Annotated in this window: 13 protein-coding genes and 1 pseudogene; 6 read left to right on the top strand and 8 right to left on the bottom strand. The window is 51.5% G+C overall.

The window, feature by feature from the left end; genetic code table 11:
* Nucleotides 1-337: 337 nt before the first annotated feature.
* The 4 genes from CLFS41_RS26785 to CLFS41_RS26770 are packed head-to-tail and all read left to right on the top strand — an operon-like array spanning nt 338 to nt 2,518.
* Nucleotides 338-658: a PadR family transcriptional regulator gene (locus CLFS41_RS26785; RefSeq protein ID WP_007862324.1), complete on the top strand. Its 321-nt coding sequence runs from the start codon at nt 338-340 to the stop codon at nt 656-658.
* On the top strand, nt 655-1,470 hold the full coding sequence (locus CLFS41_RS26780) for a DUF1700 domain-containing protein (protein WP_007862325.1): 816 nt from the start codon (nt 655-657) through the stop codon (nt 1,468-1,470). The genes CLFS41_RS26785 and CLFS41_RS26780 overlap by 4 nt, the downstream gene beginning before the upstream one ends.
* Nucleotides 1,467-2,309, top strand: coding sequence for a DUF4097 family beta strand repeat-containing protein (locus CLFS41_RS26775; RefSeq protein WP_045094109.1), 843 nt, complete (start codon nt 1,467-1,469; stop codon nt 2,307-2,309). The genes CLFS41_RS26780 and CLFS41_RS26775 overlap by 4 nt, the downstream gene beginning before the upstream one ends.
* Before the next feature lie 17 nt (nt 2,310-2,326).
* A complete protein-coding gene (locus CLFS41_RS26770) occupies nt 2,327-2,518 on the top strand; it encodes a PspC domain-containing protein (protein ID WP_007862327.1) in 192 nt (63 codons plus the stop codon).
* Here the strand turns inward: CLFS41_RS26770 and CLFS41_RS26765 are convergent.
* Both CLFS41_RS26765 and CLFS41_RS26760 read right to left on the bottom strand, forming a co-directional pair.
* On the bottom strand, nt 2,490-3,863 hold the full coding sequence (locus CLFS41_RS26765; RefSeq protein WP_045094108.1) for a GHKL domain-containing protein: 1,374 nt from the start codon (nt 3,861-3,863) through the stop codon (nt 2,490-2,492). The two genes, CLFS41_RS26770 and CLFS41_RS26765, sit on opposite strands and share 29 nt — an antisense overlap.
* Nucleotides 3,860-4,585 carry a LytTR family DNA-binding domain-containing protein gene (locus tag CLFS41_RS26760; RefSeq protein WP_045094107.1) on the bottom strand — a complete coding sequence of 242 codons (726 nt, stop codon included), beginning with the start codon at nt 4,583-4,585 and terminating at the stop codon, nt 3,860-3,862. The genes CLFS41_RS26765 and CLFS41_RS26760 overlap by 4 nt, the downstream gene beginning before the upstream one ends.
* 193 nt (nt 4,586-4,778) lie before the next feature.
* On the opposite strand from CLFS41_RS26760, the gene CLFS41_RS26755 reads away from it, so the two are divergent.
* Together CLFS41_RS26755 and CLFS41_RS26750 are read left to right on the top strand one after the other, a co-directional pair.
* Nucleotides 4,779-5,168: a hypothetical protein gene (locus CLFS41_RS26755; RefSeq protein ID WP_045094106.1), complete on the top strand. Its 390-nt coding sequence runs from the start codon at nt 4,779-4,781 to the stop codon at nt 5,166-5,168.
* A gap of 34 nt (nt 5,169-5,202) precedes the next feature.
* A complete protein-coding gene (locus CLFS41_RS26750) occupies nt 5,203-6,246 on the top strand; it encodes a GGDEF domain-containing protein (RefSeq protein ID WP_045094105.1) in 1,044 nt (347 codons plus the stop codon).
* On the opposite strand, the gene CLFS41_RS26745 is transcribed toward CLFS41_RS26750, so the two are convergent.
* From CLFS41_RS26745 to CLFS41_RS26720, 6 genes and pseudogenes are all read right to left on the bottom strand, one after another.
* Nucleotides 6,191-7,369, bottom strand: a complete 1,179-nt coding sequence (locus CLFS41_RS26745; RefSeq protein WP_045094104.1) for an acyltransferase family protein — start codon at nt 7,367-7,369, stop codon at nt 6,191-6,193. The two genes, CLFS41_RS26750 and CLFS41_RS26745, sit on opposite strands and share 56 nt — an antisense overlap.
* 119 nt (nt 7,370-7,488) lie before the next feature.
* Nucleotides 7,489-8,181 carry an SOS response-associated peptidase family protein gene (locus CLFS41_RS26740; protein WP_045094103.1) on the bottom strand — a complete coding sequence of 231 codons (693 nt, stop codon included), beginning with the start codon at nt 8,179-8,181 and terminating at the stop codon, nt 7,489-7,491.
* 47 nt (nt 8,182-8,228) lie between these two features.
* The gene (gene lpdA / locus CLFS41_RS26735; protein WP_045094102.1) at nt 8,229-9,629 is read right to left on the bottom strand and encodes a dihydrolipoyl dehydrogenase; all 1,401 of its coding nucleotides are present in this window, start codon (nt 9,627-9,629) and stop codon (nt 8,229-8,231) included.
* Between the two features lie 62 nt (nt 9,630-9,691).
* Nucleotides 9,692-10,699 (bottom strand): lipoate--protein ligase, encoded by a 1,008-nt coding sequence (locus CLFS41_RS26730; protein ID WP_243003422.1) that lies wholly within the window; start codon nt 10,697-10,699, stop codon nt 9,692-9,694.
* 96 nt (nt 10,700-10,795) lie between these two features.
* Nucleotides 10,796-12,247, bottom strand: coding sequence for an aminomethyl-transferring glycine dehydrogenase subunit GcvPB (gcvPB, locus tag CLFS41_RS26725; RefSeq protein ID WP_045094101.1), 1,452 nt, complete (start codon nt 12,245-12,247; stop codon nt 10,796-10,798).
* Nucleotides 12,244-12,758, bottom strand: a pseudogene (locus CLFS41_RS26720) (aminomethyl-transferring glycine dehydrogenase); the annotation flags it as partial. The pseudogene CLFS41_RS26720 and the gene gcvPB, both read right to left, overlap by 4 nt.

Below are 12,758 nucleotides of genomic sequence, written 5' to 3'. Positions count from 1 at the left end.
CCATTGTAACTGATTCCCCGTTTATTTTCAACATCCCAATCCCTATAAAATAGGTTGAGCCGGTAAGAAAGGCCCTCTGCCAATCCCACCGGCTTATATATGAATCTATATTAAAAGCTCTGACTGCTTGTTTATGGTTAAAGTATACCTGGAATTTGTGACAAAAATTTGACCTGTTGCTAAATAGTTTCTAAAGAGATTTAAGAAATTATAACATTATCTTTTGATTTTCTTTTATTGACATATAATATTATATGCTGTATAGTATAGTTATATTATACGATATATAATATGACGCAGCCAATAATATGAATAACAACAGAACAGAGGGGTGCTTATGATATTCAACACAGGCTCTGCACTTTTGGACGCTGTGGTGCTTGCAGTGGTGTCCAGGGATGCGGACGGGACTTATGGTTACAAGATCACCCAGGATGTACGGTGTGCCATCGATATATCCGAATCCACCTTATATCCGGTGCTTCGGCGGCTTCAGAAGGAAGACTGCCTTGAGGTATATGACATGGCCATTGACGGCAGAAACCGCAGATATTATAAAATTACGGAAAAAGGCCGGGTGCAGCTGAATCTGTACCGGGGTGAATGGGCAACTTATTCACAGAAGATATCCCAGATATTTAAGGAGGCTAGTCTATGACCAGGGATGGGTTTATGAAAGAGCTTGCATATCTCTTACAGGATATACAGGATGAAGACAAAGAAGATGCTCTTCAATATTATATGGATTATTTTGATGAAGCCGGACCTGAGCGGGAAGATGAAGTGATCCGGGAATTGGGAAGCCCGGAACGGATCGCTGCTATCATCCGTTCCGATATAGCCGGCCACCTGGAAAACGGCGGCGAATTTACAGAGAGCGGCTATCAGGACGAACGGTTCAGGGATCCCAACTATCAGGTAGCCAGGCGCTTTGACCTGCCTGAAAGGCAGGAGCAGGAAGGGCGGGATAACAGCAAAACGGACTACAGCAAAACAGAGCCCAGCCAGGACTGGCAGGACGAAACAGGACACGGTCGGGACTGGCAGAGCGGGCAGCAGTCCCATGATCCAAAACACAGCCGGCCCCAAACAAGCAATACCCTAAAGATCATACTCTGGGTCATCCTTATTATAATCATATCTCCCATGCTCATAGGTCTGGGCGGCGGAGTCCTGGGTATTGCAGGAGGACTTCTGGGGCTTCTGGTGGGTGCCCTGGTACTCATAGGCGTCCTCACTGCCGCCATGCTCATCAGCGGGGTGGCCATGATCCCCTTTGGGATCATCCATATGTTTACCCAGCCCCTGGACGGATTCTTTATTTCCGGCACAGGGCTGATCCTCCTGGGGATCGGAGTCCTGCTGCTGGCGCTTGCGGTCCTGTTTTACGGAAGGTTCCTTCCCTTCCTGATCCGCAGCATTATCAACACCTTTAACCGCTTACTCCACAGAGGGAGGTGCAAATCATGAAAAAGTTTACTAAATTCTGCGCACTCACCGGATTGATCCTACTGCTGGCAGGCATTGGAATCACCTCTGTGTCCGCTGCTCTTGGGGGCCGCTTTTCCAACCGTATTCCCCGGCGTATATGGAACAGGATCTGGTATTACGGAGGCGGTCACCACTGGGCCCAGTGGGATGACTGGGATTTTACAGATGATGATTACACGGATGATGACTACACGGATGATGATTTTACGGATGTCTCCGGAATCAATGGAACACAGCAGACTTGGGCAAACGATGACTTCAGGAATGCCAGGAAGCTGGATGTGGATGTGGACCGCGGTTCCCTCCGGATCCGTGAAGCGGAGGGCATTTCCCAGATTGAGATCAATGTCACGGACCGATTCAATGCAACCCAGTGCTATATGGACAAAGAAACCTTAAAAATCAAACGGGATGAGCTGCGGCACAGGGTGGACGATCCCCGGATAGAAGTCCTGGTTCCCTCCGGTTACCAGTTTGACAAGGTATCCGTGGACATGGGCGCCGCCGCATGCCAGATCAGCCAGATCCACACATCCAAGCTGGATATTGACACCGGAGTGGGTGCCGTTACCTTTACCGGAACCGTTACCGGGGATGTGGAACTGGAGACCGGCGTGGGGGACGTGGTCCTCAACCTGTCCGGCCGCCAAAGTGACTACAATTACAAGATCGAATGTGGAGTGGGGACCATTCAGGTGGGAAGCTCACACTACACCATGCTGTCCCATGAGACCCATGTGAACAATAACGCCCCCTACACCATGGAACTTGAATGCGGCGTAGGGTCCATACTGGTCAATTTTGATGAACATTTATAATACGAGGAGTGAATACTATGGATAGAAAATTATACCGTTCCAATAACAACAAAATGCTGTGCGGCGTATGCGGCGGTCTGGGGGAATACCTTAATATTGACCCCACCATCGTCCGACTGATCTGGGCCATCTTTATATGCTCCGGTCCCGGAATCATCGCCTATTTCATCGCTGCGCTGATCATTCCCATGAATGACAGCCAGATATAGAGGAATCCTCATAGGGAAACTGCAGGGATACGGAAGCATAGAACATACCCTCCTTCTGCTCAAACCGAACGTCCCCGTCATATCGATCTGCAATTTCCCGGATCGACATAATACCGATTCCCGCCCCTTTCCGTTTGGAGGAAAGGGGTACTTTCATATCCTCGGTAAAACGGTCCGGCACGGTACAAGTATTATCAGTAAGAAAGAGCAGACTGCTCTCCTTTCTCTGGCGGATGCGCAGACGGATGATTTTCCTTGTCCCACTCTCCCGTTGGCACGCCTCCACTGCATTTTCCAGCATATTACCCAGGATCACCGTGGCCTCAGTATCTGATACCGGACAGTTATCCGGATAACTCACCTGGGCGTCAAACTGGATCCGGTCCTTTCTGGCCAGTGCCGCGTAATAACAGACCAGAGCGTTGATCACCTGGTTGCGGCAGTAAACCTCTGTGATATCCGGAGGAAGTTCCGTCTTATAGATCTCAATATATTCCCTTAAGCCATCCCTGTCATCCCGGCTGATATAGGACTGCACCACGGCCAGGTGCTGGCGCAGATCATGCCTGGCCTTTTTCATCTCCTCCATATGGGCTGCAAGGCTGTCAAACTGCTTTTTCTGGGCCATCAGGCTCCTGTCCGCATATTTAAGGGCGGACTCCAGAACGGTCCTCTGGTCAGATATTTCCAGGACTTTCAGCACCACATAGGATACATAGCAGGTGCCAAACAGCATCAGGTACCGTGAAACAAGAAACTGCCAGGATGCAAAGGCATAGACATCCGTAACAGTACAGTACAAAAGTCCGAACAGGGTGGAAAAAAGCGGTATCTTCCACATATATCTCCACATGCCGTCATCCCTGATCCTCAGGGCAGCGGTCACCGTGTTATTGAGGAAATGCAGCATAAAAGGATAGGTCGCCATTAAAAGGATGATCCGGCACACATTGTATACCAGATAAGGATGCCGGTCTGAGAAGTCCCAGAAAAAACGGCTCTCAATAAAATTTGCGTTTCCAAATACAAAAAAGGACCAGGACAGCAGAAGCAAATAGGAGAACATGTTTCTGGAAAATGTTTCCCGTATCAGTGCAAAGGAAAGGAACAGGTTCAGAAGCATAAATCCATAGCGCATCAGCGTGGTATATTTGGCAGCCGTCTCATAGCCGCCCAGATTTATATAATAAAATGCAGCACTGTTTACAGATGAGATTACCAGAAACATCACTACAACATACCTAAAGGGGATACGAAGCCGCTCCCGGTGCAGCCAATACCTGGGCAGTCCAAAGGGAATAAAATCCAGAAACGGAAACAGAAGTGTCATCAGGGTATTTGTCATAGCAGACTGCCCTCCCTCTCTTTTTGAAACATATAGCGGTAAAACCGGTCCTTGATATCTGCCCGGTCCCGCTTGCGAAATGGAACCCGTTCCCCCGTATCCATCCAAAAATCCATCTGCTCCATCCTCTGCACCCGGTCCATATTTACGATCAGGCCGCGATAGCAGGAAAGAAACTGGGGATACGGCTCCAGAAGCGCCTCCAGTCCGTTGAACGGAATACGGTACCGTATGATTCCATGAATGCCCATATGGATCCGTACATAGTGCTCATCCCTGTCACACCACAGGATATCCCGCAAAAGAAGTTTATTGCCGTCAATGGAAATAAACCTGGCCTGAAGGATCTTCTCCACATGCGCCAGACTCATAGCCTGTTCAAAGTCCTTGTACAACAGGGGCTTTATCAGATAACCGCTTGCCCTCACCCCGTAGCTTTCAACCGCATGGTCATGGCTGGTAGTGACAAAGATCAGTGCCGTAAGGCTGTCCCTTTGCCGGATCTGCTTTGCGGTCTCAATTCCCGAAATCTCCTCCATATACTGATCGATAAAGATGATATCATAGGCATCCGGGAGGAATTTGTCCAGAAATGCAGTTCCACTCCCAAACTCCTCTATCACAGGAAGCTCCCCCGCATAATGATCCTCCAGGTATCGTATCAGACATTCCTTTATATCTTTCCTGCACATGGCAAGATCATCTATAATGGCAGCTCGCATAATCCCATCTCCTAACAAACAGTTGCATCTACTACAATTCTACAAAAATCTCCCCATTAAATCAAATGCAAAAACAGGCCAAAATCTGCTGATTCAAGCCACATGATTGAAAAATGCCGATGAATCCGTTATGTTGGTATTGTACCCTTGTACGCTGAGGATACAGATTACCTGAGTATAGGAGGACCGTGGCTTGAATATTATTATTTGCACCCAGGAAAAAGCAGAACTGTACGTACTCACAGATCATATCACCCAATACTGTACAGCCAGGGATATCCCTGTGCACATTGACCAATGTAAAAACTGGCCCGACCTGGCCCAGTCCCTGCAGCAGAGCCGGACGGATGTGGTATTGGTAGCTCAAGACGGTGTCCGCGGTCTGGATACGGTTACCGGCGCCCAGCCTTTGGCTCCTGACCTCATCTGGATCTCTGACCTGGATTTTGCAGCCCAGTCCTACCGCATGGGCATCACCTATTTTTGTATGAAACCTATATCCTATTCAAAAGTGGAGCGTGCTATGGACCGCTGTATGGAGTCCTTCGGGCAGCAACCAACAGTCCCGCATGGAGGGGAATAAGACATAAGGGGGAATATATGAGGAGGAATGAGATATGAGACAGTCCAAATACACAGATCCCGGCAGGATGACAAAAAAACAGCTGGAGGCAGAAAACAGCCGGCTTCAGTATATTGCGGACCGTGATTGGCTTACCGGCCTGTACAACAGGGGCGCCATGGAATGCAGGGTCGATGAATATCTGAAAAAGAAACTGCCCGGAACCATGATCGTTTTGGACCTGGACCATTTTAAGCAAGTCAATGACAGATACGGACACATCATAGGAGACGAACTTCTCTGCAGTGTGGCCACGATCCTGAACAAGATGTCCGGCCGTCAGAGCCTGGTGGGAAGAGTTGGCGGCGATGAGTTTGTTATCTTCATGCCCCGTCTCATGTCCGCGAAGGATATGGAAGAATTGTTTGAGCGGATCAAAAGCCGTTTCCAGGAGATCCGCCTGAAAAACTCCATTCTCATCAAACTATCTATCACCATAGCAGGTGCAGACAGTCTTGGGAAACAACGGTATAAGAATATCTTTGACTGTGCGGATCAGAAAATAATGGAAATGAAACGGCAGCGCAACACAGGGACACCCCGCACAAAATCAGGAACCGCCCCTGGCAGCATCAATCTGGATATGGACCTGATCGCCGGGGAAATAGAAGAAAAAGATATCATACCCGGCGCATACTGCCAGGATTACGAAACATTTAAACAGGTATACCGTCTGACTGAACGAAGGCTGGCCAGGGAACGGCGCAGCGTATACATCATTCTCTTTACCTTAACGGATCAGAATAATGAATTTCTTTCCCTGGACATCCGCGACCGGGAAATGGACCTGCTTGGTAAGGAACTGCAAAACAGCCTGCGCATGGGAGATATTTATACCCAGTACAGCAGCTGCCAATATCTGGTTATGGTATCCGGCGTATCCGGGGAAGATACGGAAAAAATAGCCCGGCGTGTTATCAAGATCTATTATGAGACACGCCGGGACACGGTGAATAATCTGGTACTCCACCACAGCTATCCTCTCAAGCCGGCGGAGCCCAGGAAGAGGGCATCCACCCTTTCCGGCACACACCTTTGACCCGGTCTAACAGGTACTGGAACACAAGCGGCAGGGCAATGGCCCAGATTAAATATAGCACACGGAACTGAGGCAGGTCCTTGGGAAAATAACAGTACCAAAGGTCTGTCTTATACTGTTCAAAACTAAATCCCATAAACAGGGACGTATATTTCGCAAATGCGGCAAATAGGGTCTTTAACACCATCAGTGCCATGACATGGTGCATCATCACCGCATATGTATGTCCGCCGAAATACCGCAGGGCGGCGCTGTTCTTCACCACCCCGGCGCCTATGCGGGACACCCTCAGCCAGAAGGCGATCCCTGTGGCAGCCGTCACATAAGGCAGCAGCAGCCCGGTAAAGCCGTTGCAGAACGCCACGGAGTAGATCAGGGGCCGGCCCGACAGCACGAGAATGAACTGGATGGCGATCAGTACTCCCATATACAGGAGACTTCCGGCCCGGTCCTTTTCCTCCAGTTTTTGCCTGTACAGAGTTCCCCACTGGTAGCAGGGAAGCAGGAACATCATGCGCACCAGGGTCAGCCATCCCTGCTGGAACCGTCCGCTCATGGCAATGGAGATCCCCCCTGCACCGATGAGGAGGTACAGAACCGTGATACCATACTCATTCCACGCGGTCCCGGACGTTCTAAGTCCTTTCACTCCCCGGCGCAGCAGCACATTGGCCATCTCCACCAGGAACAGGGCGGGAACAAACCAGGCCGCCAGGTTATATTCAAACTGATGCCCTGTCATAAACGGCTCCAGGAACAGGCTCCTGAAGCTGAGGCTGCCCCCAAAAGAAAAGCCCGCCCCGTGGAGGAACTGTGCCGCGATCCCGTAGATCAGGTTGTACGCCATATACGGGCCCAGCAGGCGCAGTATCTTTTTCCTGGCATACTCCCCTATCCGTTCCTCGCTGCCCGGCCTGTAAAAATACCCTGATATAAAAGCAAACAAGGGCATATGGAATGAATAATAGGGAAACAGACCCCCAATATCCAGATAACTGTTATTCAGATGTCCGTCCACCACAAAGAACATTCCCAGGGCGGAAAGGAGCGCAAACTGCATATTGACCGCCTTTCCTTCCGCCCTTTGTTCCCGGTCATGGAACTTGGATTTCTCTTCTGTCATAGTATCCTCCGCGATCACCGGCACTTAATACCCGGGCCAAAACCCGGCCGTTTCAAATAGTATAATTGAAATAAGGCGGGAAGGCAATGACAGAGTTTTCCAACTAACTGATTTTTTCCCTAAAAAAGGGTTTGCTGCTCATACTCACATGACTTTAATAGCTCAGGGGGCACCTGCCCCAGCAGTTCCCTTGTCCTGTCACTGTCAAGGATCCAGTCCCTGACCTGGTCCTTATCAAGGATCAGAGGCATACGGCTGTGGACCGGAGCCATGGAACTGTTGGCCTCTGTTGTGAGAATCACAAAATGCTCCCCGTCCTGGTACCTATTATAAAAACCCGCCAGGAACAGCACCCTGCTGCCCTCCCTGGTAAAAGTATACTTTTCCTTGCTCTTATTCCACTCATAAAACCAGGACACCGGGACAGCCACGCGTCTCCTGGCCACGCCCTCCCGGAACATGGGCTTTTCCGTTACCGACTCCGACCTGGCGTTAAAGACCAGCCCCTTGCCTCCCGGTCCGGGAAATCCCCATCTCTGCCTGCGGATCTGAAGTCCGGGACCGCCGGTTCCCTGCCTGTGGTCCTGGATTTCGGGGGCGCCGGTTTCCTGCCTGTGGTTCTGGATTTCGGGGGCGCCTTTCTGATATTCCCCGCCATATGCCGCCTCTGTCCGGACCGTGATCACAGGAGCGACTTCCCCTGGATGGATATCCTTATCCATCAGGCCCAGCTCCAGCTTCCAATCCGTCCCTTCCACCAGCCCTGCCACCTCATCCATCAGATCAAAGCTGAAGTGATATCTTCCGCACATCCCGGCACCTCCTGTCATCATTCATAGATTTACTCAGTCATATACTCTTAATCCCGCACAGCCTCCAGGATCCCCTCACTGAACGTGGGGTGGGGGAAAATGGCCCTGGCCACATCTTCCAGCGTCAGGCCGTTTACAATAGCCACCCCAAACTGGCTGATCATGTCCGTTGCCCTGGCACACATCATCTGGGCGCCCAGGATCCTGTGGCTTTCGCTGTCAGCCACCACCTTGATCAATCCCCGCTCCTGCTGGGACAGAACGGACTTCCCATTGGCAGACATCAGGTATTTCTTTGTAATGACCGGACGCCCCTGCTCCTTTGCTTCATCCGCGCTGATGCCCACGCATCCGATCTCAGGGCTGGTGTAAACGCAGGAGGGCACCACCTCCGTGCGGATCTCCATGATCTCTCCCGCCATATGGGATACGGCGTTTCGGCCCTGGGCAGTGGCAGCATGGGCCAGCTGAATGCCGCCCGTGACATCACCCACCCCATATATACCGGGAACACTGGTTTCATAGTATTCATTGATAACGATCCTGCCCCGTTCCATGGCCATGGACTGTATCTGAGGGCTGCTCTCCTGTGTAATAAGCCCCTCTGTATATGCCTTCCTGCCCGTGGCTATGAGGATTCCATCCGCCCTGGCTTCACAGGGCTTTTCTTTTTCCACATACCGGCATATGAGGCCGGATCCATCCCCTGCTGCCTGGATGGACTCCACCTTTGCACCGGCATGGATCTCTGCCCCGCGCTTCTTAAGGATCATTTTCAGGTTCTGGGCAATCTCTTTATCCATTCCCGGAAGGATCCGGTCCAGTGCCTCGATCACAGTAACCTTACGTCCAAGGGCGGTGTAAACAGAGGCGAACTCCATCCCAATAACACCGCCGCCTATGATGACCAGATGTTCAAACATGTCTGTTTTTTCCAACAGTCCATCACTGGTCACCACCCCGGGCAGATCAGAACCCGGGATAGGCGGGCAGGCGGGCACGGAGCCGGTTGCGATTAAAATGTGATCCGTCTCCAGCATCACAGGGTCCTCTGCAGCTTCCCCTTTTGTCATGGTTACCTTTACCATATTTCTGTCTATAATGGTGCCCGTGCCGTAATACACGGATATTTTATTCATTCTCATCAGCGAGGCAATGCCCTTTCGCAGCTGTTCCAGTACCTCGCCTTTGCGTATCTGGACCGCATTCATATCAACCTCCGCACCGGATACCGCAAGCCCTATGGAAGGCCCTGCCTGGAGTTCATGGTACAGATCAGCCGTGTGCAGGATGGTCTTTGTAGGGATACACCCCCTGTTCAGGCAGGTACCTCCCAACTCCCTGTTCTCCACCAATGCGACCTTCATTCCCTTTTTTGCACCCTCGATCGCAGCCTCATACCCTCCCGGTCCGGCCCCGATCACCACCAGATTCAGTCTGTCCGCCATATATCCAAACCTCTCTTCCCTTTAAGCTTACCCTATATGTACAGAATTACTCACCTTTTTCCTTACATACACTCTTTAACAAGTGTTATGATGTCACTTATTTTGGCGCCCTCCCCATGAGTCCGGCCCACCTTCTCCATCCCACCGCACACAGCGGCTTCATCATAGGGGCAGCCCTTAAGGCAGACTGCCAGATCTCCGATCATCTCCTGCTCCATTGCATCGGAAAACACATTCACTTCCCGTATCTTTCCCTCATCCACATGAAACTGCATCTGGATACCGCCCCAGGAAAACCTGCGTCCCATCTCATATTCAAAGGGGATCTTTCTTCCATACTTCCACTCCCAGGATTCAAACTTTCCTGTCATGGTCCCGATCTCATCTTCCGGAAGGCTGCTTTCGTACATTCTTTCAGCATCCAGCCCATAAACCCGGGAAAATGCTCCTACCAGGGCTTCCTTCATCCTGCCCACAGTCAGGTCCGGGCAGAATTCGCACAGGTTTGCCACTCTCGCCTTCACGGAGGAAACCCCTTTGGATGCCAGCTTTTCCTTGGGCACGTTCAGATACCGGGACATATACTCTTTGTCCGCATTCAGAAGCACGGTTCCGTGATGGTAACAGCAGTCACCGGAATGATAGAATGCATTGCCTGAGAATTTGCGCCCGTCCACGGTAATGTCGTTGCGCCCTGTTTTCTCCGCCTTCAGCCCCAGGCTTCTGACCGCCTCCAGGATCACATCCAGCTGCTTTGATACGTCATAGTCTTTTTTCTTTACAATAAATGTAAAGTTTAAGTTCCCCAGATCGTGGAACACCGCTCCGCCGCCGGACAGGCGCCGGACCAGATATCCCCCTTCCTCCTCCAGGAAATTCACCTTGCATTCACTCCAGCAATTCTGGTTCCTGCCGATTACCACCGTATGGCGGTTCTGCCACAGGAAAAGGATGCAGGTCCCCTCCGGCACATGGATAGTCATATATTCCTCCATGGCCAGATTCCTGTAGGGATATGTATTCTCTGTGTCGATCCACATGATCCTGTCAATCATACCGTCACCTTTCATATAAAAAGAATCCTGTTATAGGAGCACGTACCTATGGAATGAAAAACCTGCCCGGACAACGTATCCCGCTGTCCGGGCAGACAGTTCACCCTATGTTCATTCACTTTCCCAGGTGTAGCGCAGCACCGGCTTGCGGGCAGCCGTCACTTCATCCGGTCTTCCAATGGGCGTGGTGTGAGGCGCGCCGTGAAGTTCCTCCGGCGCGCTCAGGGCATCCTGGTAGATCCTGTGGAATACCTCAATGGCCTCATCCAATGTCTCCCTTGACTCTGTCTCCGTTGGCTCCACCATCAGGGCCTCATGGACGATCAGAGGGAAGTACATGGTGGGCGGATGGATGCCGTAATCCAGCAATGCCTTGGCAATATCCATGGCCGTAACACCATTCTCATGTTTCATGTTCTCCAGGCTCATTACAAACTCATGCATACATGTCTCATCATATGCCATGTCATACACATCGGAAAGCTTTACCTTCATGTAATTGGCATTCAGGACCGCATTGGAGGACGCTTCAGGGATTCCTTCCCTGCCAAGGGTTATGATATATGCCAGGGCCTTTACCACCACCAGGAAATTGCCGTAGAACATTTTAACATCCCCGATGGATTCCCCGCCCCGTTGGAACACGTACCTGCCCTGTCCCTTATCCTCACATCTCACTGCTCTCACACCGGGCAGATACGGCTCCAGGAATGATTTGCAGCCCACAGGCCCGCTGCCCGGACCGCCGCCGCCATGGGGTGTGGAAAATGTCTTGTGCAGGTTCAGGTGCACCACATCAAATCCCATGTCGCCGGGACGCACGATCCCCATGACCGCATTCAGGTTTGCTCCGTCATAATAGCAGAGTCCCCCCGCCTCATGGACGATTCTTGTTATATCCAGTATATTCTTGTCAAACAGCCCCACTGTATTGGGATTGGTAAGCATAAGGCCTGCCGTATCTTCACCTACGGCTGCCCTCAGCTGCTCCAGGTCCACGCATCCATCCTCCCTGGACGGAATGCTGACCACGTCATAGCCGCACATGGAAGCGCTGGCAGGATTGGTTCCGTGAGCGGAATCCGGCACAATGATCTTTGTCCGCTTTGTATCATTCCTGTGCACATGGTAAGCCTTGATCAGAAGCAGTCCGGTAAACTCCCCATGAGCGCCGGCCGCGGGCTGGAAGGTCATGGCATCCATGCCGGTGATCTCACAGAGGTATTTCTCAGCCAGATACAGCACCTCCATGGAGCCCTGGACCGTATCCTGGGGCTGCAGGGGGTGGACGCGCTGAAAGCCTTTTAATGCAGCGGCCTGTTCATTTACCTTGGGATTGTACTTCATAGTACAGGAGCCAAGGGGGTAGAACCCGTCATTGACACCGTGGGAGCGCTTTGCCAGCTCCGTGTAATGGCGGCTGATCTCATTTTCCGACATATGGGGCAGGCGCGGTTTTGACTTTCTTAAATGGTCCCGTTCAAATGATACCATGGGCACATCCCATTCACCGATCAGGTCCAGCCTTCGTCCCTGGGATCCTTTTTCAAATACAAGTTTCATGAGCCGCACACCTCCTTATGTCCGCATTCCAGCACATTCCGGACAATGGATGCAGCTTCATCCATCTCCTCTTTTGTGTTCATCTCCGTGGCACACCAGAGTATCTCCCTGTCGGACAGGGGCAGGCCGCCCAGGATTCCCTGTTTTTCAAGGGCGCCCAGGATATGGGCGCTGCCACTGCATGCGCCCTCCGGGCTTACTGTTACAAACTCATGGAAAAACTCACGGTCATACCTGGGCTCTAATCCTGCAAGCTTCAGCACATCCCTGAAATAATGCGCTTTGGACATACACTGCATGGCAGCCTTTTCCATGCCGTCTGCCCCCATGGCCGTCATATACACCGATGCGGTCAGGGCACACCACGCCTGGTTGGAGCACACATTGGAACTGGCCTTTTCCCTGCGGATATGCTGTTCCCTGGCCTGGAGCGTAAGGACAAACGCCCTCTCACCCCGGCTGTCCGTTGTCTCCCCCACAATGCGTCCGGGCAGCTTCCTTGTCATGGCGG

This window comes from Clostridium sp. FS41 (genome assembly GCF_000954015.1).
Lineage (GTDB): Bacteria > Bacillota > Clostridia > Lachnospirales > Lachnospiraceae > Enterocloster > Enterocloster citroniae.
This window is presented reverse-complemented; position numbering and strand designations above follow the sequence as displayed.

What these genes read in the sequence shown, in the direction of transcription:
- CLFS41_RS26785 (WP_007862324.1), top strand. Translation starts at nt 338, where the DNA reads ATGATATTCAACACAGGCTCTGCACTTTTGGACGCTGTGGTGCTTGCA.
- CLFS41_RS26780 (WP_007862325.1), top strand. Translation starts at nt 655, where the DNA reads ATGACCAGGGATGGGTTTATGAAAGAGCTTGCATATCTCTTACAGGAT.
- CLFS41_RS26775 (WP_045094109.1), top strand. Translation starts at nt 1,467, where the DNA reads ATGAAAAAGTTTACTAAATTCTGCGCACTCACCGGATTGATCCTACTG.
- CLFS41_RS26770 (WP_007862327.1), top strand. Translation starts at nt 2,327, where the DNA reads ATGGATAGAAAATTATACCGTTCCAATAACAACAAAATGCTGTGCGGC.
- CLFS41_RS26765 (WP_045094108.1), bottom strand. Translation starts at nt 3,863, where the DNA reads ATGACAAATACCCTGATGACACTTCTGTTTCCGTTTCTGGATTTTATT.
- CLFS41_RS26760 (WP_045094107.1), bottom strand. Translation starts at nt 4,585, where the DNA reads ATGCGAGCTGCCATTATAGATGATCTTGCCATGTGCAGGAAAGATATA.
- CLFS41_RS26750 (WP_045094105.1), top strand. Translation starts at nt 5,203, where the DNA reads ATGAGACAGTCCAAATACACAGATCCCGGCAGGATGACAAAAAAACAG.
- CLFS41_RS26745 (WP_045094104.1), bottom strand. Translation starts at nt 7,369, where the DNA reads ATGACAGAAGAGAAATCCAAGTTCCATGACCGGGAACAAAGGGCGGAA.
- CLFS41_RS26740 (WP_045094103.1), bottom strand. Translation starts at nt 8,181, where the DNA reads ATGTGCGGAAGATATCACTTCAGCTTTGATCTGATGGATGAGGTGGCA.
- lpdA (WP_045094102.1), bottom strand. Translation starts at nt 9,629, where the DNA reads ATGGCGGACAGACTGAATCTGGTGGTGATCGGGGCCGGACCGGGAGGG.
- CLFS41_RS26730 (WP_243003422.1), bottom strand. Translation starts at nt 10,699, where the DNA reads ATGAAAGGTGACGGTATGATTGACAGGATCATGTGGATCGACACAGAG.
- gcvPB (WP_045094101.1), bottom strand. Translation starts at nt 12,247, where the DNA reads ATGAAACTTGTATTTGAAAAAGGATCCCAGGGACGAAGGCTGGACCTG.